Annotated in this window: 20 protein-coding genes; 17 read left to right on the forward strand and 3 right to left on the reverse strand. The window is 73.3% G+C overall.

The window, feature by feature from the left end; genetic code table 11:
- Positions 1-24: 24 nt before the first annotated feature.
- Complete coding sequence (locus ACZ7N4_RS19460; RefSeq protein ID WP_471359558.1) at positions 25-348, reverse strand: DUF427 domain-containing protein; 324 nt, start codon at positions 346-348, stop codon at positions 25-27.
- A 65-nt stretch (positions 349-413) separates the two neighbouring features.
- Here ACZ7N4_RS19460 and ACZ7N4_RS19465 point away from each other — a divergent pair, with 65 nt between their 5' ends.
- The 17 genes from ACZ7N4_RS19465 to ACZ7N4_RS19545 all read left to right on the forward strand — a co-directional run bounded on the left by ACZ7N4_RS19465 (position 414) and on the right by ACZ7N4_RS19545 (position 20133).
- Positions 414-953 (forward strand): LOG family protein, encoded by a 540-nt coding sequence (locus tag ACZ7N4_RS19465; protein WP_471359559.1) that lies wholly within the window; start codon positions 414-416, stop codon positions 951-953.
- A gap of 7 nt (positions 954-960) precedes the next feature.
- A complete protein-coding gene (locus ACZ7N4_RS19470) occupies positions 961-1659 on the forward strand; it encodes an SDR family oxidoreductase (protein ID WP_471359560.1) in 699 nt (232 codons plus the stop codon).
- Positions 1660-2024: 365 nt separating this feature from the next.
- Positions 2025-3032 carry a methionine synthase gene (locus tag ACZ7N4_RS19475; protein WP_471359561.1) on the forward strand — a complete coding sequence of 336 codons (1008 nt, stop codon included), beginning with the start codon at positions 2025-2027 and terminating at the stop codon, positions 3030-3032.
- A 15-nt stretch (positions 3033-3047) separates the two neighbouring features.
- On the forward strand, positions 3048-5243 hold the full coding sequence (ligA, locus tag ACZ7N4_RS19480; protein WP_471359562.1) for an NAD-dependent DNA ligase LigA: 2196 nt from the start codon (positions 3048-3050) through the stop codon (positions 5241-5243).
- Between the two features lie 259 nt (positions 5244-5502).
- Complete coding sequence (locus ACZ7N4_RS19485; protein WP_471359563.1) at positions 5503-7740, forward strand: putative bifunctional diguanylate cyclase/phosphodiesterase; 2238 nt, start codon at positions 5503-5505, stop codon at positions 7738-7740.
- Positions 7741-7954: 214 nt separating this feature from the next.
- Complete coding sequence (locus ACZ7N4_RS19490; protein ID WP_471359564.1) at positions 7955-8449, forward strand: cupin domain-containing protein; 495 nt, start codon at positions 7955-7957, stop codon at positions 8447-8449.
- Positions 8450-8544: 95 nt separating this feature from the next.
- Complete coding sequence (gene gatC, locus ACZ7N4_RS19495; protein ID WP_031117542.1) at positions 8545-8841, forward strand: Asp-tRNA(Asn)/Glu-tRNA(Gln) amidotransferase subunit GatC; 297 nt, start codon at positions 8545-8547, stop codon at positions 8839-8841.
- A 4-nt stretch (positions 8842-8845) separates the two neighbouring features.
- Positions 8846-10339 carry an Asp-tRNA(Asn)/Glu-tRNA(Gln) amidotransferase subunit GatA gene (gatA, locus tag ACZ7N4_RS19500; protein WP_471359565.1) on the forward strand — a complete coding sequence of 498 codons (1494 nt, stop codon included), beginning with the start codon at positions 8846-8848 and terminating at the stop codon, positions 10337-10339.
- The gene (locus tag ACZ7N4_RS19505) at positions 10336-10575 is read left to right on the forward strand and encodes a hypothetical protein (RefSeq protein WP_161292640.1); all 240 of its coding nucleotides are present in this window, start codon (positions 10336-10338) and stop codon (positions 10573-10575) included. Before gatA ends, ACZ7N4_RS19505 begins: the two co-directional genes overlap by 4 nt.
- 15 nt (positions 10576-10590) lie before the next feature.
- Positions 10591-12105: an Asp-tRNA(Asn)/Glu-tRNA(Gln) amidotransferase subunit GatB gene (gene gatB / locus ACZ7N4_RS19510; RefSeq protein WP_471359566.1), complete on the forward strand. Its 1515-nt coding sequence runs from the start codon at positions 10591-10593 to the stop codon at positions 12103-12105.
- A gap of 128 nt (positions 12106-12233) precedes the next feature.
- Complete coding sequence (locus ACZ7N4_RS19515; protein WP_471359567.1) at positions 12234-12614, forward strand: hypothetical protein; 381 nt, start codon at positions 12234-12236, stop codon at positions 12612-12614.
- A gap of 112 nt (positions 12615-12726) precedes the next feature.
- A complete protein-coding gene (locus tag ACZ7N4_RS19520; RefSeq protein WP_471359736.1) occupies positions 12727-14958 on the forward strand; it encodes an MMPL family transporter in 2232 nt (743 codons plus the stop codon).
- Complete coding sequence (locus ACZ7N4_RS19525) at positions 14936-15511, forward strand: GNAT family N-acetyltransferase (RefSeq protein ID WP_471359568.1); 576 nt, start codon at positions 14936-14938, stop codon at positions 15509-15511. The genes ACZ7N4_RS19520 and ACZ7N4_RS19525 overlap by 23 nt, the downstream gene beginning before the upstream one ends.
- A 35-nt stretch (positions 15512-15546) precedes the next feature.
- Positions 15547-16134: a hypothetical protein gene (locus tag ACZ7N4_RS19530; RefSeq protein WP_471359569.1), complete on the forward strand. Its 588-nt coding sequence runs from the start codon at positions 15547-15549 to the stop codon at positions 16132-16134.
- Positions 16135-16338: 204 nt separating this feature from the next.
- A complete protein-coding gene (locus tag ACZ7N4_RS19535) occupies positions 16339-16527 on the forward strand; it encodes a hypothetical protein (RefSeq protein ID WP_471359570.1) in 189 nt (62 codons plus the stop codon).
- 284 nt (positions 16528-16811) lie between these two features.
- A complete protein-coding gene (locus ACZ7N4_RS19540; RefSeq protein ID WP_471359737.1) occupies positions 16812-19850 on the forward strand; it encodes a helix-turn-helix transcriptional regulator in 3039 nt (1012 codons plus the stop codon).
- Positions 19851-19887: 37 nt separating this feature from the next.
- Positions 19888-20133, forward strand: a complete 246-nt coding sequence (locus ACZ7N4_RS19545) for a DUF6191 domain-containing protein (protein ID WP_471359571.1) — start codon at positions 19888-19890, stop codon at positions 20131-20133.
- Between the two features lie 18 nt (positions 20134-20151).
- Here the strand turns inward: ACZ7N4_RS19545 and ACZ7N4_RS19550 are convergent, their stop codons facing one another.
- Both ACZ7N4_RS19550 and ACZ7N4_RS19555 read right to left on the reverse strand, forming a co-directional pair.
- Complete coding sequence (locus ACZ7N4_RS19550) at positions 20152-21315, reverse strand: PQQ-dependent sugar dehydrogenase (protein WP_471359572.1); 1164 nt, start codon at positions 21313-21315, stop codon at positions 20152-20154.
- Between the two features lie 101 nt (positions 21316-21416).
- Positions 21417-22415 carry an aldo/keto reductase gene (locus ACZ7N4_RS19555; RefSeq protein WP_471359573.1) on the reverse strand — a complete coding sequence of 333 codons (999 nt, stop codon included), beginning with the start codon at positions 22413-22415 and terminating at the stop codon, positions 21417-21419.
- Positions 22416-22446 lie beyond the last annotated feature (31 nt).

Consider the following 22446-nt stretch of genomic DNA (forward strand, 5'->3'; position numbering starts at 1 on the left):
GCCAAACGACGGCGGACTCACCGGTCAGGACACGTCGGTGTCGTAGAAGCAGTAGTGGTCCTTGATCTCCGCCACCTCCGCCTCGGGCTCGGGGTACGCCCAGACGAGGTCGGGTGCGTCCGGCAGCGACCAGTAGGACGCCGTGCCCTTGAAGGGGCAGACGGTGTGCGTGTCGGAGGGCGTCAGCAGGTCGAGGCGTACGTCCTCGGCGGGGAGGTAGTACCGCACCGGACAGCCCGTCTCGTGCAGCTCCAGGGCGCGGTCCGACTCGGCGAGCACCCGGCCGTCGCGCACCACGCGCACGTGCCGCCCGCTCTTCTCGATGGTGATCGTGTGTCCATGGGTCATACCGGTTCAGCACCCGGCAGGCCCGTTCTTCTTCCCGCCCGACCGGGCACCGTACGGTGGGGGGCATGAACATCTGCGTCTTCCTCTCCGCCGCCGACCTCGACGAGCGTTACACGCGCCCCGCGCGCGAGTTCGCGGAACTGATCGGCAAGGGCGGCCACACGCTGGTCTGGGGAGGCTCCGACGTCGGTCTGATGAAGGTGGTCGCCGACGGCGTGCAGGAGGCGGGCGGCAGGCTGCTGGGTGTCTCGGTGGAGTTCCTCGCGAACAAGGCGCGGCCCGGCGCCGACGAGATGGTCATCGCGGCCGACCTCGCCGAGCGCAAGAAGCTGCTGCTGGAGAAGGCCGACGCCGTGGTGATCATGGTGGGCGGCACCGGCACGCTGGACGAGGCCACCGAGATCCTGGAGCTGAAGAAGCACGGCCGCACCGAGAAGCCCGTGGTGCTGCTGAACACGGCGGGCTTCTACGACGGCCTGAAGCAGCAGTTCCACCGCATGGAGGCCGAGGGCTTCCTGCCCCGCCCGCTGGGTGAGCTGGTCTTCTTCGCGGACGAGCCGGTCGGGGCCCTGGCCTACCTGGAGGAGCAGACCACCGCGCACTGATGCGAGCATGGCGGTCATGGCTACTCATGTGATCACCGGGGCCGGCTCCGGCATCGGCGCGGCCGTGACGCGCCGGCTGCACGCGCGCGGGGACGAACTCGTGCTGCACGCGCGCGACGCCGGCCGCGCGAAGGAGCTGGCGGCCGAGTTCCCCGGCGCCCGCACCCTGGTCGGCGACCTCGCGGACCCGGACAAGCTGTCCTGGGCGTTCTCCCACCAGACACTTCCGGACCGGGTGGACTCCCTGCTGCACATCGCCGGCGTCGTCGACCTCGGCGAGGTGGGCGAGCTGACCCCGAAGGCCTGGCGCCACCAGCTCAACGTCAACCTGATCGCCCCCGCCGAGCTGACCCGGCACTTCCTGCCGCAGCTGCGGGCCGCCCGCGGTCATGTGATCTTCGTCAACTCCGGAGCCGGCCTCAGCGCGAACGCCGGCTGGTCCGCGTACGCCGCCTCCAAGCACGGCCTCAAGGCCCTCGCCGACTCCCTGCGCCAGGAGGAGCACGCGCACGGCGTCCGCGTCACCTCGGTCTACCCCGGCCGCACCGCCAGCCCCATGCAGGCCAAGGTCCACCAGCAGGAGGGCAAGGAGTACGACCCCTCGAAGTGGATCGACCCGGAGTCCGTCGCCACGACCGTCCTCATGGCCCTCGACCTGCCGCGGGACGCGGAGGTCAACGACCTGACGGTGCGGCCGGGGCGGTGACGCGGGGAGCGGGGCCGCGGTCCTGCTCCGGCCGGCCCACGGGAGATCGTCGACGGCGCCCGCCGCGCGGAGCTGCCCGGTCTCGCCACCGAGGGGAGTTCACCGACGACATCTTCCGGTGCCCCGCCCGCCCGACGGTGGCCCTGCCCGGCGCCCGGGGCCGGACCATCCGCTCCGCGAGCCTCACGCCCGGTGCCCGGTCGTCGGCTCCGCGAGCCCCCGCAAGGGGCACGGACCTCGCGGGGACGGGGCCGCTTCCGGCACGATCTCGCCGTGGCCGGTCCGCCCGCTCCGCGTGCCCCGCCGCTCCGGTACGGCACTGACTGGCCGCGAAGTCACGGGCCGGCGTTACGTACCCTGCGGGGGTGAGCGAAAACAGCCAGTTCAGGTTCCCAGGAGCCACCGGTGTCGGGTCCCTGCCCGGTGGCGACGCCCGCGAGGCCGCCAAGACCGCCACCGGATCCTTCGAGGACTTCCCGTTCCTGCCGGAGCTGCCCGCGCGCGGGCCCGGTGCCGACATGATCGGCCGTACCGCCGGGATGCTGGTGGAGCTGTACGCGCGCGTGGAGCCCAGCGGATGGCGGATCGGGGACCGGCCCGGACGCGACACCAAGCGGGCGCGGTCCTGGCTGGTCGAGGACCTGGACGCCCTGGAGGAGTTCACCCAGGGCTACGAGGGCGATCTGAAGGTGCAGGCGGTCGGCCCGTGGACACTGGCCGCCGCCCTGGAGCTGAGGAACGGCGAGGCCGCCCTGGCGGATCCCGGCGCCTGCCGTGACCTCGCCGCCTCGCTCGCCGAGGGCCTGCGCCTCCACCTCGCCGAGGTGCGGCGGCGCGTGCCCGGCGCCCGGCTCGTGCTCCAGCTCGACGAGCCCTCCCTCACCGCCGTGCTGCGCGGACAGGTGAGGACCGCCAGCGGCTACCGCACCCACCGCGCCGTGGACCGGCAGGTCGTGGAGGCCACGCTGCGGGACGTCGTCGGCGCGCACGCCGGCGGGCCCGTGGTGGTGCACTCCTGCGCCCCCGACGTCCCGTTCGCGCTGCTGCGCCGGGCCGGTGCCGCGGCCGTCTCCTTCGACTTCGCCCTCCTCACCGAGCGTGACGACGACACGATCGGCGAGGCCGTCGAGGGCGGCACCAGACTGTTCGCCGGTGTCGTGCCGGGCACGGACGGCCCGTTGTCAGACCCTGCCGGTAGCGTCATGGGTGTCAGGACGCTGTGGCGCAGGCTGGGCCTGCATCCGGGACTGCTCGCCGAAGCGGTCACGGTGACTCCGGCGTGCGGCCTGGCGGGGGCCTCCCCCGCCTACGCACGCCAGGCGCTCGCCCATTGCGTCCGGGCGGCGAGATCCCTCGCGGACAACCCAGAGTAACGGGAGGACAACACGGTGGCCGGCGACAAGCAGCAGGCGGAGACGGCAGTGCCCGCCGAGGCACGTGACAAGCACGCGCAGCTCGCTGAGCAGATCGAGGAGCACCGCTTCCGGTACTACGTGAAGGACGCTCCCGTCGTCAGCGACGCGGAGTTCGACCGGCTCCTGAAGTCCCTGGAGGCCCTGGAGGAGCGGTATCCGGAGCTGCGCACCCCGGACTCGCCCACCCAGAAGGTCGCGGGGTCGTACGAGACGGAGTTCACCGCGGTCGAACACCGCCAGCGGATGCTCTCCCTGGACAACACGTTCAACGACGACGAGCTGGCCGCCTGGGCCGACCGCATCGCCCGGGAACTCGGCGACCAGACGTACCACTTCCTGTGCGAGCTGAAGGTGGACGGCCTCGCCGTCAACCTCACCTACGAGAAGGGCCGCCTCACGCGCGCGGCGACCCGCGGCGACGGCCGCACCGGCGAGGACATCACGCCGAACGTACGGACGATCGCGGAGATCCCGGACCGTCTGGCGGGCGACAGGGTGCCCGACCTGGTGGAGATCCGCGGCGAGGTGTACTTCCCGATGGAGAAGTTCCTCGAACTCAACGAACGCCTGGTCGCGGCCGGCGACAAGCCGTTCGCCAACCCCCGTAACGCCGCAGCCGGTTCGCTGCGCCAGAAGGACCCGCGGGTCACCGCCACCCGGCCGCTGCACATGGTCGTCCACGGCATCGGCGCCCTGGAGGGCTACTCGGGCATGACCCGGCTCTCCCAGGCCTACGACCTGCTCAAGACCTGGGGCCTGCCCACCTCCCCGCACAACCGGGTGGTCGACGACCTCGACGGCGTACGCAAGTTCATCGCCCACTACGGCGAGAACCGCCACTCCGTCGAGCACGAGATCGACGGTGTCGTGGTCAAGCTGGACGAGATCCGCCTCCAGGGGCGGCTCGGCTCCACCGCGCGGGCCCCCCGCTGGGCCATCGCGTACAAGTACGCGCCGGAGGAGGTCAACACCAAGCTGGTCGACATCAAGGTGGGCGTCGGCCGCACCGGCCGTGTCACGCCGTACGCCCAGGTCGAGCCGGTCACGGTCGCCGGCAGCGAGGTCGAGTTCGCCACGCTGCACAACCAGGAGGTCGTCAAGGCCAAGGGCGTCCTCATCGGCGACACGGTGGTGCTGCGCAAGGCCGGTGACGTCATCCCGGAGATCCTCGGCCCGGTGGTCGACCTGCGCGACGGCACCGAGCGGGAGTTCGTGATGCCGGGCGAGTGCCCCGAGTGCGGGACGGCGCTCAGGCCCATGAAGGAGGGCGACATCGACCTCCGCTGCCCCAACGCCCGTACCTGCCCCGCACAGTTGAGAGGCCGTCTCGCGTACCTGGCGGGCCGTGAGTGCCTGGACATCGAGCACTTCGGTGACGTGGCCGCCGCCGCGCTCACCCAGCCGCTGGAGCCGGCCGACCCGCCGCTGGTGGACGAGGGCGGCCTGTTCGACCTGACGGTGGAGAAGCTGCTGCCCATCAAGGCGTACGTGCTCGACCCGGACAGCGGTCTGCCCAAGCGTGACCCCAAGACGGGTGGGGAGAAGGTCGTCACGGTCTTCGCCAACCAGAAGGGCGAGCCGAAGAAGAACACCCTCGCCCTGCTGGCGAACATCGAGGCGGCCAAGTCCCGCCCCCTCGCCCGCTTCCTGAACGGGCTGTCGATCCGGCACGTCGGCCCGGTCGCCGCGCAGGCCCTCGCGCGCGAGTTCCGGTCGATCGACCGCATCGAACAGGCGACCGAGGCGGAGCTGGCAGCCGCCGACGGCGTCGGCCCCATCATCGCCGCCGCGCTCAAGCAGTGGTTCGCCGAGGACTGGCACCGCGAGATCGTCCGCAGGTGGAAGGCCGCGGGCGTTCCGCTGGAGGACGAGTCGTCCGGCGAGGACGAGGGGCCGCGTCCGCTGGAGGGGCTCACGGTCGTCGTCACCGGGACGCTGGAGAACTTCACCCGGGACGGGGCCAAGGAGGCGCTGCAGGGCCGGGGCGCGAAAGTGACCGGTTCGGTGTCGAAGAAGACCTCGTTCGTCGTAGTGGGTGACAACCCCGGATCGAAATACGACAAGGCGATGCAGCTGAAGGTTCCCGTTCTGAACGAGGACGGTTTCCGCGTCCTTTTGGAGCAGGGCCCCGAAGCCGCGGCCGAAGTCGCGCTTCCGACCGAGGAGTAGCGGTTGAAGGCCACCCGATCGGCGCATATCAGTTGCATACGGGTGGCCCGGGCGCATTCGGGCAACCGTCGGAGACCGCTGCCCGTGGAAGCCTTCCGCGGCCTACTGTTGAGGTGTGCGCCTGCCGTGCCCAGCTGCGGCTGGGGCATCGCCGTGCCCTTCAGGAGCGCGGGGAAGGTTTCTTCGACGCGGAGCCGCTGATGGTTGTCGGGCATCGGGCCGCGTGGCGTGGGCACCGCCGGCTGTGAGAGGGACGGGAATGGAACCGACCGAGAGCGCCGCCCCGGACTCACGGCTGCGCCTGCGCCGCCGAGCGGTCGCGTGGCGGGGGTACCGGTGGACCGGGCGGGCCGACGGGCGTACGGGCGCGCAGCCCCGCCCGGCCGGACCGGGCAGCGCCACCGAGTCCCGCGCGCCGCTGCCGGCCATCGAGCCCGCCCCCGGCCTGGCCGGAGCCGACACCGAACGGCAGCCGTACTGGCCGGCGCTGCCCGCGGCCCTCGTCGCCGCCGCGGGATGTGCCCTGGGTGCCGGCTTCTACCGCGCCTACACCGGCCACCACGCCCTCTTCCCCTGCGGCACGGTCGGCTGGGCGCTGGCCCTGCTGACCGGCGTCATCGTCGGCCACCTCGTCATGCTGGGCCGCGCCCGCTGGTGGGGCGGCACCGGATCGGGCGCCGCCCTCACCCTCGCCGTCCTGCTGCTGTACGGCTGGGTGCCCGCCGGCCTGGTCAGCCTCACCGTCGTCGTCCTGGTCGGCATCGCCCGCCGGTACCGCTGGCGGCAGGGGGTCCTGCACGGCGCGGTGGACGTCCTCGGCATCGGCGCCGGCGCCCTGCTGCTCGGCGCGTTCGGCCGGGTGCCGAGCGTCGAGCAGCCCTGGCGGCCCGGCAGCTGGACCGTCGCCACCGCCCCGCAGGTCGTCCTGGTCGCGGTCGCCTACCTCGCGGTCAGCCGCGGCCTGCTGTGGTACCTGCACGCCCCGCGCGGCGGCGGCGTTCCCACCGTCGCCCGTACCGCCCTGGTCCGCCAGGGGCTGGTCGCCGTGGCGCTGCTCGGCATCGCGCCCCTGCTGTGTGTCGTCGCCGACGCCCAGCCGATCCTGCTGCCGCTGTTCGCCATCCCGCTCATCGCCCTGGACTCCACGCTGTGGATGGCCCGCGCCCGCGCCGAGGAGCAGCTGCGCGACCCGCTGACCGGGCTGCCCAACCGGCAGTGGCTGCTGGAGCGGATCTGGACCGCCCTGGACGACGCCGAGCGCATCGGAGCCCGCGCCGCCCTCATGCTGATCGACCTCGATCGTTTCCGTTCGGTGAACGACACCCTCGGTCATCTGGCCGGTGACCGGCTGCTGCTCCAGATCGCCGACCGGCTCCGGCTCGCCCTCCCGCGCGGCGCCGAGGCCGCCCGGCTCGGCGGTGACGAGTTCGCCGTCTTACTGCCCGTCGCCGACTCCACCACGTCGGCCACGCGCGTCGCCCGCGGCCTCGTCTCCGCCCTCAGCTCCCCGCTCGACCTGGACGGACTCACCCTCGTCCTGGAGGCCAGCGCCGGCGTCGCCGTCTTCCCCGATCACGCCCTCGACGCCGAGGGACTGCTGCGCCGCGCCGACGTCGCGATGTACCAGGCGAAGCGGGACCGCACGGGCGTCGAGGTCTACGAGTCCAAGCGGGACTCCAACACCCCGGACCGCCTGGGCCTGCTGGGGGACCTGCGCCGGGCGCTGGACGCGCACGAGGTGCAGCTGCACTACCAGCCCAAGGTCCGCTTCGACGGACAGGTGGCCGGCCTGGAGGCGCTGGTCCGCTGGGTGCACCCGGAGCGCGGCAAGGTACCGCCGGACGAGTTCATAGCGATAGCCGAGTCCTCCGGGCTGATGCCCCACCTGACCGAGTACGTGCTGGAGACCGCCCTCGCCCAGGTCGCCCGGTGGCGCGCCCAGGGGCTCAGGGTGCCGGTCGCCGTCAACGTCTCCCCGCGCGACGTCCACACACCCGGCTTCGCCGGATCCGTCGCCGCCCGTCTCGCCCGGCACGGGGTCCCCGCCGGAGCGCTCCAGCTGGAGATCACCGAACACGTCCTGCTGGAGGACCCGCAGCGGGCCGCCGACACCCTCGCCGGCCTCACCGCGCACGGCGTGAAGATGTCCCTGGACGACTTCGGCACCGGCTACTCGTCCCTGGTCCACCTGCGGCGGCTGCCGGTCAGCGAGCTGAAGATCGACCGCTCCTTCGTGGCCCGGCTGGCGGTCGACACCGAGGACGCCGAGATCGTGCGCTGCACGGTGGACCTGGCGCATTCCCTGGGCCTGCTGGTCGTCGCCGAGGGCGTGGAGGACGACGAGACCTGGGAGCGGCTGCGCGACCTGGGCTGCGACGCGGTGCAGGGCTGGCTGGTCGCCGCGGCGATGCCGCCCGAGGAGACCACGGCGTGGCTGCTGGCGCGGGGGTCCCGCGGCTGGCAGCGACCGCGCGCCGCGTTGCCCGCCGCCGAGTAGGCCCCGCCTCCTGCCGTCACGGGCGCGCGGACTCCTCCCGACTGACAGCCCTGACAGCCCTGACAACCCGGGCAGCCCCGCGGAACGGCGGCACGAAAGCCGTCGCCTCCGGGATCCACTTCGCCACCGCGATCGTTGTACTGATCAGCGCGGGACCGCTCCTCGTGGTCCGACGGCACCTCGTACGACGTCACCTCACAGGGGGAGATCCACCGTGTCGCTGTTCGTGCCCAGGTTCGATGAGACCGTGCTCGTCCGGGACGCCGAGGCCGAAGTGGTCGGCGGGGCGCCCGTCGGGGTCAGACTGCTCGCCGACAGCAGCGCCACCGGGGGCGGGCTGTCCACCGTGCGGGTCACGCTCGCCGAGGGCGCCGACGGGGCCCGCCCGCACGTGCACCACAACTCGGCGGAGATGTTCTACCTGCTCGACGGCGAGGCGGAGGTCCTCTCCGGCGACGACGTCGTGACCGCCGGCCGCGGCGACCTGGTCATCGTCCCGCCGGACCGCCCGCACGCCTTCGCCGCCGCCCCGGGCAGCACCGCGGACCTGCTCATCGTCATCGCGCCGGGCGTCGAGCGCTTCGCGTACTTCCGCCACCTGCAGCGCATCCGCCTCGGCGAGGCCACCCCGGAGAGCATCCTCGAGGTGCAGGAGCTGTACGACAACCACTTCCTGAAAAGCGAGGCCTGGGACGGGCGGCGCCGCTGAGCGGGGAGGCCCGGGGCAAACCGTTTCACGGGCACGGGTCCCGGCCCCATAGGATTGGGCCCAAACCACACACTCTCACCCCAGAGGATCGCTGCATGCCTGGCATCACGCGCGAGGAGGTCGCCCACCTCGCCCGGCTGGCGCGTCTGGAGCTGAAGCCCGAAGAACTCGATCACTTCGCAGGCCAGCTGGACGACATCATCGGCGCGGTCGCCCGCGTCAGCGAGGTCGCCGACCAAGACGTACCGCCGACCTCGCACCCGCTCCCGCTGACGAACGTCATGCGGCCGGACGAGGTCCGTCCCTCGCTCACCCCCGAGCAGGCGCTCTCCGGCGCCCCCGCCCAGGAGCAGCAGCGTTTCAAGGTGCCGCAGATCCTGGGGGAGGACTGATCCCATGACGGACATCATCAAGCTCACGGCCGCCCGGACCGCCGAGAAGATCGCCTCGGGCGAGCTGACGGCCGTCGAGGTCACCGAGGCCCACCTCGCCCGCATCGAGGCGGTCGACGAGAAGGTGCACGCCTTCCTGCACGTCGACCGCGAGGGCGCCCTCGCCCAGGCCCGCGCCGTGGACGAGAAGCGCGAGCGCGGCGAGAAGCTCGGCCCGCTGGCCGGCGTCCCGCTCGCGCTCAAGGACATCTTCACCACCGAGGGCGTGCCCACGACCGTCGGCTCGAAGATCCTGGAGGGCTGGATCCCGCCGTACGACGCGACGGTCACCCAGCGGCTGAAGGCCGCCGACGTCGTCATCCTCGGCAAGACCAACATGGACGAGTTCGCCATGGGCTCCTCCACCGAGAACAGCGCCTACGGCCCGACCGGAAACCCGTGGGACCTCACCAAGATCCCCGGCGGCTCGGGCGGCGGCTCCTCCGCCGCGCTCGCCTCCTTCCAGGCCCCGCTCGCCATCGGCACCGACACCGGCGGCTCCATCCGCCAGCCGGCCGCCGTCACCGGCACCGTCGGCGTGAAGCCGACGTACGGCGCGGTGTCCCGCTACGGCATGGTGGCGTTCTCCTCCTCCCTCGACCAGGGCGGTCCCTGCGCCCGTACGGTCCTGGACGCGGCCCTGCTGCACGAGGTGATCGCCGGGCACGACCCGCTGGACTCCACCAGCATCGACGCCCCGGTCCCGCCGGTCGTCGAGGCCGCCCGAAACGGCAGCGTCCAGGGGATGCGCGTCGGCGTGGTCAAGCAGTTCCGCGGCGAGGGCTACCAGGCCGGTGTCGTCCAGCGCTTCGACGAGTCGGTCGAGCTCCTCAAGGAGCTGGGCGCGGAGATCGTCGAGCTGGACTGCCCGTCCTTCGACCTCGCCCTGTCGGCGTACTACCTGATCGCGCCGTCCGAGTGCTCCTCCAACCTCGCCCGCTTCGACGGCCTGCGCTACGGCCTGCGGACGGGCGACGACGGCACCCACTCGGCGGAGGAGGTCACCTCCCTCACCCGTGAGGCGGGCTTCGGCCCGGAGGTGAAGCGCCGCGTCATGCTCGGCACGTACGCCCTGTCGAGCGGTTACTACGACGCGTACTACGGCTCCGCGCAGAAGGTCCGCACGCTCATCACGCGTGACTTCGAGAAGGCCTTCGAGCAGGTGGACGTGATCGTCTCCCCGACGACCCCGACCACCGCCTTCGCGATCGGCGAGCGCACCGACGACCCGATGGCGATGTACCTCGCGGACCTGTGCACCATCCCGACCAACCTGGCGGGCAACGCGGCCATGTCCCTGCCCTGCGGCCTCGCCCCGGAGGACAACCTCCCGGTGGGTCTGCAGATCATCGCCCCGGCGATGAAGGACGACCGGCTGTACAAGGTGGGCGCCGCCGTCGAGGCCGCCTTCATGGAAAAGTGGGGTCACCCGCTGCTGGAGGAGGCTCCGTCGCTGTGAGCGCACTGACCAAGGCCAAGGGCTTCAAGAAGTCCAAGTCCGGTACGTACCTGTCCATGGCCGCCACCGCGTTCGGCGCGGTCGGCGCCATGAAGCAGATCAAGAAGGCCCGCGCCGAGAACGACACGCTGCGGCTCGTCGACGCCGTCGTCACCGCCGCCGGCATCGCCACCGGCCTCGCCATCCTCTACCGCGAGCTGAAGCGGCTGGGCGACGACGACGTCCTGCTGGGCTGAGAGGGAAGTTTCACCGTGACCACCACGACCGACCTGGTGTCGTACGAGGACGCGCTGGCGTCGTACGACCCCGTCATGGGCCTTGAGGTCCATGTCGAACTCGGCACCAAGACCAAGATGTTCTGCGGCTGTTCGACCTCGCTCGGCGCCGGTCCGAACACCCAGACCTGCCCGGTCTGCCTCGGCCTGCCCGGCGCGCTCCCGGTCGTCAACGCGACCGGCGTCGAGTCCGCGATCAAGATCGGTCTCGCGCTGAACTGCGAGATCGCCGAGTGGTGCCGCTTCGCCCGGAAGAACTACTTCTATCCGGACATGCCGAAGAACTTCCAGACCTCCCAGTACGACGAGCCGATCGCCTTCAACGGCTACCTCGACGTGCAGCTGGAGGACGGCGAGACCTTCCGCGTGGAGATCGAGCGCGCCCACATGGAGGAGGACACCGGCAAGTCGACGCACGTCGGCGGCGCCACCGGCCGTATCCACGGCGCGTCCCACTCCCTGCTGGACTACAACCGCGCCGGCATCCCGCTCATCGAGATCGTCACCAAGCCGATCGTGGGCGCCGGCGAGCGCGCCCCCGAGGTGGCGAAGGCGTACGTCCGCGAGCTGCGCGAGCTGATCCGTGCCCTCGGCGTGTCCGAGGCCCGCATGGAGATGGGCCAGATGCGCTGCGACGTGAACCTCTCGCTGATGCCCAAGGGCAGCGAGAAGTTCGGCACGCGCTCGGAGACGAAGAACGTCAACTCCCTGCGCTCGGTGGAGCGCGCGGCCCGCTTCGAGATCCAGCGGCACGCGGCCGTCCTCTCCGGCGGCGGCACGATCGTCCAGGAGACCCGCCACTTCCACGAGGACACCGGGTCCACGACCTCGGGCCGCGTGAAGGAGGAGGCCGAGGACTACCGGTACTTCCCGGAGCCCGACCTGGTGCCGGTCGCGCCCTCGCGCGAGTGGGTCGAGGAGATCCGCGCGGCCCTGCCCGAGCTGCCGCTGGCCCGCCGCACCCGGCTGCTGGCCGAGTGGGGCATCTCCGCCACCGACATGCAGGCGATCCTCAACGCCGGTGCCCTGGAGCCGATCGTCGCCACGATCGACGCCGGTGCCGACGCGGCCTCCGCCCGCAAGTGGTGGATGGGCGAACTGGCCCGCAGCGCCAACGAGTCCGGCAAGACGCTGGACGAGCTGGCGATCACGCCGCAGCAGGTGGCGCGGGTCACCGAGCTGGTCGCCAAGGGCGACCTGAACGACAAGCTGGCCCGTCAGGTCATCGAGGGCGTCCTCGCCGGCGAGGGCACCCCGGACGAGGTCGTGGACAAGCGCGGCCTGAAGGTCGTCTCCGACGAGGGCGCGCTGACCGCCGCCGTCGAGGACGCCATCGCCGGCAACCCGGCCATCGCGGACAAGATCCGCGGCGGCAAGGTGGCCGCGGCCGGCGCCCTGGTCGGCGCGGTCATGAAGGCCACCCGCGGCCAGGCCGACGCGGCCCGCGTCAAGGAGCTGATCCTGGAGAAGCTGGGCGTCAGCGAGGGCTGAGTCCCGAGCACAGCCGTACGGCCCCGGAGGCGTGTCCTCCGGGGCCGTACGGCTTCCTCGCACGTCCGCGGCCGCGGGCACCGCCCCCCGCCGGGGCCTTTCCACCGGAGGCGGTACGCTCGCCCGCCATGAGTGGACGCACCAATTCCGGCACCGAGCCTCCGATAACAGCGGCCGGCGAGGAGCGGGAGAAGTACGCGGAGCACGAGGACCCTGAGGAGCACGAGGAGCACGAGGAGCACGAGGAGCACGAGGAGCACGCCGGGGATGCCAGGCGGGCGCGGTGGGCCGCGGCCGGCACCGGCGCACTGCTGACGCTCGCCGGAGTGGCCGCCGCGCTGCTCAGGGCGGCCGGCTCCGCCCCCGTGCTCGTACCCGCCGCCTACGCCCTCGGTGCCGCCGTCTGCTCCCTCGCGGCGGTGCTCGGCTTCCGCGGCCGTACCCGCAGGGCCCTGTGGCTGCTGATCGCCGGGACGATGGTCATGGCGGTCGGAGACCAGTTCGACTGACCTTCCGTATCCGCACGGTGCGGACGGATCCGGCGTCCTCCACGGGTTATATCCGGTTTATAGGCGATTGTTCCCGGCCAAAGATCACACATCGTCTTCTGGGAGCATGCCCGTGGCAGACCTCGCGCGTTGGTGTGTCCGGCACCGCCTGACCACCGTCCTGCTGTGGTTCCTCGCCTTCGGCGGGGTCACGACGTGCGCGGCCCTGGCCGGTTCGGCGTACACGGACGACTACGAGGTCCCCGGCACCGAGTCCGGCAGCGCGGCCCGGCTGCTCCAGGACGCCTTCCCGGGCCTGGCCGGCGACAGCGACACGGTCGTCTGGCACACCGGCGGCGGCACGGTCCGCGCCCCCGACGTCGAGCAGACCATGACCCGCACCCTGCGCCGGATCGCCGCCCTGCCCGGCGTGGCCTCGGTCGTCGGGCCGTACGGCGACCAGGACACCCACCGGATCAGCGCCGACGGCCGTACCGCCTACGCCACCGTCACCTTCGCCCGGCCGGCCGAGGACATCGACCCGGCCGAGGCCGAGGCCGTCGTACGCACCGCCAGGGCCGCCGCGGGCGAGGAACTCCGCGTGGAGCTGGGCGGCGGCGCGATCGGGCTCACCGAGGCCCCGCGCGGGCACACCGCCGAGGTGGTCGGGGTGCTCGTCGCCGTCGTCGTCCTCCATCTCGCCTTCGGCTCGCTCGCCGCCTCGCTGCTGCCGATCGCCACCGCGCTGGTCGGTGTCGGCACCGCCTACGCCGGCACCGGGCTGCTCGGACACGTCATGACGGTCGCCGACTTCGCCCCCGTGCTCGGCACCCTGATCGGCCTCGGCGTGGGCATCGACTACGCCCTGTTCATCGTCACCAGACACCGGCGCGGCCTGAAACGCGGCCTGGGCGTCGCCGAGGCCGCCGAGCACGCCGTCGCCACCACCGGACGCGCCGTCGTCTTCGCGGGCGCGACGGTGTGCATCGCCCTGCTGGGGATGCTGATACTGCGGCTGGTCTTCCTCAACGGGGTCGCGGTCGCCGCCTGCCTGACGGTCGCGCTCACCGTCGCCGCCTCCGTGACCCTGCTGCCCGCCCTGCTGTCGTACCTCGGCACGCGCGCGCTCAGCCGTCGCGAGCGGCGCCGGCTCGCCGAGGAGGGGCCCCGCCCCGAGCTGCCCACCGGTCTCGCGGCCCGCTGGTCGGCGCTGGTCGAACGCCGCCCCAAGCTGCTCGGCTCGCTCGCCCTGTTGGTCGTCGCGGTGCTCGCCCTGCCGGCCTTCTCGCTCCGCCTCGGCACCTCCGACCAGGGCAACGACCCCCGCACCACCACCACCCGCAAGGCCTACGACCTGCTCGCCGAGGGCTTCGGACCCGGCGTGAACGGACCGCTGACGCTGGTGACCCGAGTGGACGGCGGCGACGACAAACTCGCCCTGGACAACCTCGACGCCACCTTGCGCGCCACCCCGGGCGTCGCCTCCGTCACCCCGGTCACCTACGCCACCGGCGGGGACACCGCGTACCTCACCGTCGTCCCCGGGTCCGCGCCGCAGTCGCAGGCCACCAGCGACCTGGTCGACCGGTTGCGCACCCGTGTGCTCCCGCGCGCGCAGCGCGGGACCTCGCTGGACGTGCGGGTGGGCGGGGTCACCGCGGGCTACGACGACTTCGCGGAGGAGATCGTCGGAAAGCTGCCGCTGTTCGTCGGCGGGGTGGTCGGCCTCGGCTGCCTCCTGCTGCTGGTCGCCTTCCGCTCGCTCGGCGTGCCGTTGAAGGCCGCCGCGATGAACGTCGCCGCCGTGGCCGCCGCGTTCGGCGTCGTCGTCGCCGTCTTCCAGTGGGGCTGGGGCGGCGAACCGCTCGGCCTCGGCCGCGCGGGCCCCGTCGAACCCTTCCTGCCGGTGATCATGGTCTCGGTGCTCTTCGGGCTCTCGATGGACTACCAGGTCTTCCTGGTCGGCCGGATGTACGAGGAGTGGCTGGAGACCGGCGACAACCGGCGCGCCGTCCGCGTGGGCCTCGCCGAGACCAGCCGGGTGATCAACTCCGCCGCGGTCATCATGATCTCGGTGTTCCTCGCCTTCGTGCTCAGCGGTGACCGGGTCATCGCCATGTTCGGCATCGCGCTCGCCTCCGCGGTCGCCGTCGACGCCTTCGTCCTGCGTACGCTGCTCGTGCCCGCCCTGATGCACCTGCTCGGTCCCGCCAACTGGTGGCTGCCCCGCTGGCTGCGGCGCCGCCTGCCGCACGTCGGCATCGAGCCGCGCGGGTGCCGTGCCGCGCATGAGAGGCTCGGCCGGGTCCCGGTGCGTGAACCACGGAAGGAAGAACGGCACGATGTACGCGATATCGCTCGGTGAGGACGGCGCCGAACTGCGGCCCCTGGAGGTGTGGCACGCCGAGGAGGTGCTGGCCAACATCGACCGGGGGCGGGAGTTCATCGGCCGGCACATCGGCCTGGCGGACGCGGTGTCCGACCTGGCCGGCGCCCGTGCCTGGCTGAAGTCGTACGCCGACAAGCGCGGTGCCGACGCCGGCAGCCTGCACGGGATCTGGCTGGACGGCACGCTCGTGGGCGGGCTGCTGTTCCGCGTCTGGGACACCCCGAGCGGGGTCTGCGAGGCCGGCTGCTGGCTGGAGCCGGCGGCGGCCGGGCGGGGGCTGGTCACCCGCGGGATGCGGGTGCTGCTCGACTGGGCCGTCGAGGAGCGCGGCATGCACCGGGTGGAGTGGCGCGTGTCCTCGGCCAACGAGCCGAGCATCAACGTCGCCCGGCGGCTCGGGATGACCCGCGAGGGCGTCCTCCGCGAGAACTACCCGCACCACGGGGCGCGCACCAGCACCGAGATCTGGGCGGTGCTCGCACCCGAGTGGCGTGCGGCACGCGCGCGTACCGCGCGCGACGATCATTAAGACACCTCTCAGAGAGCGTCCGTACGGTTCCGGGCATGGCAACGAAGACAGCGGAAGGCGCCGAGGCCGGCACCGAGGCGCGCAAGGACGACGAGACGGTGGCGGCCGGCACCACCGCGGAGGGGACCGGGGCACGGGCCGCGGCGGACGGGACCCACGAGAGCACGGCGCGGACCTCCCCGGAGGTGGGCGACGAGCCGGCGGAGGACGCGGCCGGCGCCCGGGTGCCCTCCGGGGTCGGCCAGGGTGCCGGAGCCGTCGTCTCCGCGGCCCTCGGACTGGTCTCGCTCAGCGGCGGCTGGGTCGGCACCGTCGCCGGCGCCCGGGAGCAGCTCGTCGGCCAGCTGCACACCTCCACCGGCGCGAGCGTCGCCACGCAGCTCAAGGAGGTCTACGGCGACGCCTGGCACACCACCGCCCTGTGGGCCGGCCTGTTCGCGCTGGCCGCGCTGGTCACCGGCGTGGTCGTGCTGGTCCGGCCCGCCTTCGGCGCCCCCGGCCGCCCGCAGGCCCCCTGGATCAGGTCGGTCGCCTGGGCGGGTGTCTCGCTCGGCGTCATCGGCCTGCTCCTGGCCGTCCTGAAGTACTCCGACGCCCTGCTCGGCCTGCCCTCGGCCGGCTGACAGACCGCAGGTCACAGGGGCCTTAGGGAGTCCGTGAGCATCTCACGGGCCTCCTAAGGCCCCTTACGCGCGTGTACGGGACGCCGGCCGGCCGAAGATGCGGAACTCTCCCGATGTGGCGGACCCCGCCGGAGGACGAAAGTGGAGTCATCGCAGAACGCGAGGCACGACCACCACGACACCGGCTCCTCGGAAGGACCTGCCATGCACGAGCTCGAACTCCACCGGATGCGGTCCGCGGAACTGCGCCGCGAGGCCCAGCAGCACCGCCTGGCCCGCGAGGCCGTCCGCGCCCTCCGCGCCGCCCGTCACGCGGACGCCGGCCACGGGGCCGCGGCCGCCGAGTCCCATACGGACCGCCCCCGCCGGCTGCGGCTGCCGCGCACCGCGTGACCACGGGGGCGCGGGGCGGCCGTACGGGGGTCGGCCGCTCAGCGGAACAGGGTCGTACGGCTCTCCGGCAGGGGAGCCGTACGGCCCTTCCGGCCGTGGGGACGACTTCGCGGCCCACCAATCCGACTTCGCGGCCCATCGGTACGACCCCGGTGGCCGCCGGTGCGGCTTCGGCTGTGGACGGTGCCGCTCCTGCCGTGGACCGTGCGACTCCTCCGGCCGGCGGTACGACGATCACACCGGGGCTGTGGAAAACCGGTGACCGGTCGTCCCGGCCCCGTGCGATGCTCGGGCCCGTGGAGACCAGGTCCGTCAGTCCCGTGTTCGTCGGCCGCACCGACGAGTTGGGCACGCTCGACGACGCGCTCGCCCGTGCCGCCGCGGCCGAGCCGCAGGCGCTGCTGCTCGGCGGTGAGGCAGGCGTCGGCAAGACCCGCCTCGTGGAGGAGTTCGCCACGGCCGCGGCCCGGCAGGGTGCCGTCGTCGCCGTCGGCGGCTGCGTGGAGATCGGCGCCGACGGGCTGCCCTTCGCCCCCTTCTCCACCGCGCTGCGCGCCCTCCGCGACGCTCTGACCGACGAGTTCACCGCCGCCGCGGCCGGCCAGGAGGAGGAGCTGGCCCGGCTGCTGCCCGACCTCGGGGAGGCCGGCGCCGGCCGCCACGACGAGCAGGGCATGGCCCGCCTGTTCGAACTCACCGCCCGGCTGCTGGAGCGCATCGCCGCCGCACACCCGGTCGTCCTCGTCCTGGAGGACCTGCACTGGGCCGACGCCTCCACCCGCCACCTCCTCGCCTACCTCTTCCGCACCCTGCGCGCCGGCCGCCTCCTCGTCCTGGCCACCTACCGCTCCGACGACATCCACCGCCGCCACCCGCTGCGCCCCCTGCTCGCCGAACTGGACCGGCTGCGCACCGTCCGCCGCATCGAACTCGCCCGCTTCACCCGCGAGGAGGCCGGCCGGCAGATCGCCGGCATCCTCGCCGCCGAACCCGCCCCGGCCCAGGTGGACGAGATCTACGCCCGATCCGACGGCAACGCCTTCTTCATCGAGGAACTCGCCGTCGCCGCCGCCCAGGGCGACTGCGCCGGCCTCACCGACTCCCTGCGCGACCTGCTCCTGGTCCGGGTCGAGGCGCTGCCCGAGAGCGCCCAGCGGGTCGCCCGCGTCGTCGCCGAGGGCGGCTCCACGGTGGAGTACCGGCTGATCGCCGCCGTGGCCCAGCTCACCGAGGACGACCTCATCGAGGCGCTGCGGGCCGCCGTCGGTGCCAACCTCCTCGCCGTCGCCCGCTCCGGCGACGGCTACCGCTTCCGGCACTCCCTGGTCCGCGAGGCCGTCGCCGACGACCTGCTGCCCGGCGAACGCTCCCGGCTCAACCGCCGCTACGCCGAAGCCCTGGAGGCCGACCCGACACTGGTCCCCGCCGACGCCCGCGTGATGCGCCTGGCCAGCTACTGGTACCACGCCCGCGACGCCGCCAAGGCCCTGCCCGCCGTCCTGGCCGCCGCCGTCGTCGCCCGCCGCCGGCACGCCTACAGCGAGCAACTCGGGCTGCTGGAACGGGCGATGGAGCTGTGGGACACCGCCCCGCAGGAGGTGCGCCGCGCTCTGCGCCCGGTCGACTACACCGAGGTCTACCCGCCGTGCGGCTGCGACCCGGCCACCACCCCGCTGCGCTACCTCGACCTGATGGCCGAGGCGGCCGTCGCGGGGCGTTTCGGCGGGGAGCGCGAACGCGCCCTGAAGATCACCAAGCGTGCCCTGCGCCTCCTGGCCGAGGAGCCCGACCCCTTGCGCGCCGCCTGGTTCTGGGTGCAGCGCGCCCGGCTGGTCCAGGCCCTGGCGCGCGGTGACGGCTGGCAGGAACTGGGCACCGCCCAGGATCTGGTGCGCGGCCTGCCGCCGTCGGAGGTGCACGCCGAGGTGCTGGCGGTCGCCGCCAGCTGGTCCATGCAGCGCCGCCCCGGCCCCGACGCCCTCGCCGCCGCCGAGCGGGCCGTGGAGTACGCGCGGATGGTGGGCGCCCGCGAGACCGAACTGCACGCCCGCCTCACCCTCGGCGTGCTGACGGTGGAGTCCGGCGACCCGGAGACCGGGCTCGCGCAGATGCGGCAGGTCCTGAGCGACACCCGCGCGGAGGGCATGCACCACGTCACGGGCCGGGTCTACGTGAACCTGCCGTCCGCGCTGCAGAGCATCGGCCGGGACCGGGAGGCCGTGCCCCTGCTGCGCGAGGGCATCGAGTTCTGCCGGGGGTACGGACTGCTGGACTCCGGGGCGTGGGCGTGGGCCAACCTGTCCGAGGCCCTGTACTCCCTGGGCCAGTGGGCGGAGGCCGCCGAGGCCGCCGCGCACGCGACCCGGATCGGCCACAGCGCCAAGCCCCGCGGCGCGGGTGCCCTGCGCCTGGCCCACCTCGCCCTGGGCCGCGGCGACCTCGCCGAGGTGGGCCGGCACCTCGCCGCCGCCCACGCCTGGTACGGCACGCACGACCCGATGCCCCAGCACCTGCTGCCGCTGACCCGCATCACCCTGGGGATCGCCGCCGCCGAGGACCGGATCCCCGACGTCCGCGCGGCCCTGCTCCCGGCCCTGGACGCCGGGTTCCCGACCGGCACCCACCGCTACGGCTGGCCGCTGCTGCTGGCCGCCGTCACCGCGGAGGCCGACGCCCGCACCCTGCCCGCCGCACGGCCCGGCCGCGCCGAGATCCTCGACCGGCTCTCCGCCGCCGTACGGACCCTCACCACCGGCGTGCCGCTCTGGCAGGCCTACGCCCAGTGGACCGGGGCCGAACTGCTCCGCGCCGAGGGCCGGGACACCCCGGACACCTGGTCCCCGGTCGTCGCCGCCTTCGAGTGCCTGGACCGGCCCTACGACCTCGCCCGGCTCCGTCACCGGCTCGCCGCGGCGCTGCTGGCCGAGGGCGGCGACGACGAACGCGACCGCGCGGGCGAGCTGCTCCGGCTCGCCTCCGCCGTCGCCGCCCACCTCGGCGCCCGGCCCCTGGCCGACGCCGTCACCCGGCTCGCCCAGCGCGCCCGCCTCAGCCTGACCGGCGCCGGCCGTCGGGCACCCGACGACCCGGTCGCGGCGCTCGGCCTCACCAGCCGTGAGCGGGACGTGCTCGGCCTGGTCGCGGCCGGCCGCACCAACCGCCAGATAGCCGAGGCCCTGTTCATCTCCCCGAAGACCGCCAGCGTCCACGTCTCCAACATCCTCGGCAAGCTCGGCGTCTCGGGCCGCGGCGAGGCGGCGGCGGTGGCGCACCGGCTGGGACTGTTCACGGCCGGGACGCTCGGGGCCGAAACGCCGGGATGAGACCTACGCTGAAGAAAACCGGCATTGAGGGGGAGCCGTGTTCAACGCGTTCGAGGAACTGTTCGCACCCGGTCGTCAGCACACCCGGGACGAGCGGAGACGACTGGAACTGACCCGCGAGGACGTCGGCGACGGCGACCCCGGTCGCGGCCCGATAGACCTCGCCTCCGGCAAAGCGGTGATACGTCTGCCGGGACCGGACCCGGCCGGGACCGAACCGGCCGGGACCGACCCGGCCGGTCCAGAGCCGGAGGAGCGGCCCGCGGCGCCGGAAGCGGGGTGACCCCGTGCGCCGCCGGCGCTACCGCACCCGCACCTCCAGCACCCGGTCGTCCCCCTTCTTCGGGGTGCCCCGGCCGTCCGTGTTGCCGGTCACCAGCCAGAGCCGGTCGCCGCCCGCCGGGACGACCGTGCGGAGGCGGCCGTAGGTCCCCGTGAGGAAGGCCTGCGGACCGGCCGCCGCCGAGGTGCCGTTCAGCGGGACGCGCCACAGGCGCTCGCCCTTCAGACCCGCCATCCAGATCACGCCGTCCACCCAGGCGATGCCGCTGGGGGAGGCGTCGTCGGTGTGCCACTGGGCCAGCGGGTTCTGGAAGCGGGCGTCGGAGGACCTGCCCTCGGCCTCCGGCCAGCCGTAGTTCCCGCCCGGCTTGATCGCGTTCAACTCGTCCCAGGTGTCCTGCCCGAACTCCGAGGCGAACAGCCGCTGCCGGTCGTCCCAGGCCAGACCCTGCACATTGCGGTGGCCGTAGGAGTACACCGGCGAGCCCGGGAACGGGTTGCCCGGGGCCGGTTCGCCGTCCGGAGTCAGCCGAAGGATCTTGCCGCCCAGCGACTTCCTGTCCTGCGCCAGGCCTCTGTGCCCGCTCTCGCCGGTGCCCGCGTACAGCATGCCGTCCGGGCCGAAGGCGATCCGGCCGCCGTTGTGGATGAGACCCTTCGGGATGCCCTTGAACACCGTGTCGGGGGCGCCCAGCTGCTCACCGGCCGGCTTCTTCTCGTCGTACAGCATGCGCACGACGCGGTTGTCCGAGGCGGAGGTGAAGTAGGCGTAGACCATGTGGTCCGAGGCGAATGTGGGGGAGAGGGCGATGCCCAGCAGGCCGCCCTCGCCGGCCGGTGAGACCCCGGAGACCGTGCCCAGCACGGTGGTCCGGCCCGTCTTCTCGTCGATCCTGCTGATCGTGCCCTCGTCCCGGGAGGACACCAGCAGCCCGCCACCGGGCAGCGGAGCCAGTCCCCACGGGGTCTTCAGCCCCTCGGCCACCGTGCGCAGCACCCGCACCGAGCCCTTGGCCGGGGGCAGGGACCCGGTGGCCCGCGGGGCGGAGGCGCCCGGCGCGCTCCCGGTCGCCGTCCGCCCGCCGCCGTCCGCCCCGCCGTCCCCGCCGGAGGAGCAGCCGGCCGTCAGCAGCAGGGCGGTCACGGCCAGGACGGCCGGTACAGCTCGACGTCGCACGATCATGGTCCCTTCGACGCGGCGGGTCCGCACGGCATGCTCTTCCCTGTCCAACACCGCTCGTACCCCGCCGGGTTCCCGGACCACGGCACCCGTTGGAGGGAACCTCAGTCCCACGACCCCTGGGCCGCCGGCAGCCGGGCCATCTCCGCCAGGTCCTGCGCGGTCAGCCGCAGCCCCGCGGCCGCCGCGTTCTGCGCGGCCCACCGCTCCCGCTTGGTGCCCGGCAGCGCGATCACATGCCGGCCCTGCGCCAGCACCCAGGCCAGCGCCACCTGGGCCGGGGTGACGTCCTCGCCGTGCCGGCGCGCGATGCGCCGCAGCCCCGCCACGATCGGCTGGTTCGCCGCCATCATCTCGGCGGTGAACCGGGGATGCCGGGCCCGTACGTCGTCCGGTTCGAAGCCCTCCCCCGGAGTCAGCGTCCCGGTCAGGAAGCCGTTGCCCAGCGGCATCGCCGCCAGGAAGCCCACGCCCCGCGCCTCGCACCACGGCAGCAGCGCCCGCAGCGCCTCCGGCGACCACACCGACAGCTCCGCCTGCACCGCGCTCACCGGGAACACCTGCTGCACGCGCCCCAACTGGCGCAGCGTCGCGTCGTACAGCCCCGCGCCCGTGCGGCGCCCGCCGCGCGCGCCTACCGCGCACAGTCCCAGCGCCCGCACCTTCCCGGCCCGCACCAGGTCCGCCATCGCGCCCCAGGTCTCCTCGACGGGCACCTCCGGATCGGCGCGGTGCAGCTGGTACAGGTCGATCACGTCCGTCTGGAGCCGGCGCAGCGAGGCGTCGCAGGCCCGCCGCACATAACCGGGGCGGCCGTTGGCCACGATGTGCTGCTCGCCCACCAGCAGCCCCACCTTCGTCGACACGAAGGCCTCCCGGCGCCGCTCCTTCAGCACCCGGCCCAGCAGCAGCTCGTTGGTGAACGGGCCGTACATGTCCGCGGTGTCCAGGAGGTCCGAGCCCAGGTCGAGGGCCCGGTGCACGGTTCTGAGCGACTCCTCTCCACGCTGCCGGGAACCGCTGTACGCCCAGCTCATCGGCATGCACCCGAGTCCGACGGCCCCCACCGCGAGTCCCCCCGCGCCGATCGTCCTGCGCTCCACCTGCTCGTGAACCTCCCTCTGCCCGGCCCCC

This window comes from Streptomyces sp. NPDC107654, assembly GCF_055639035.1.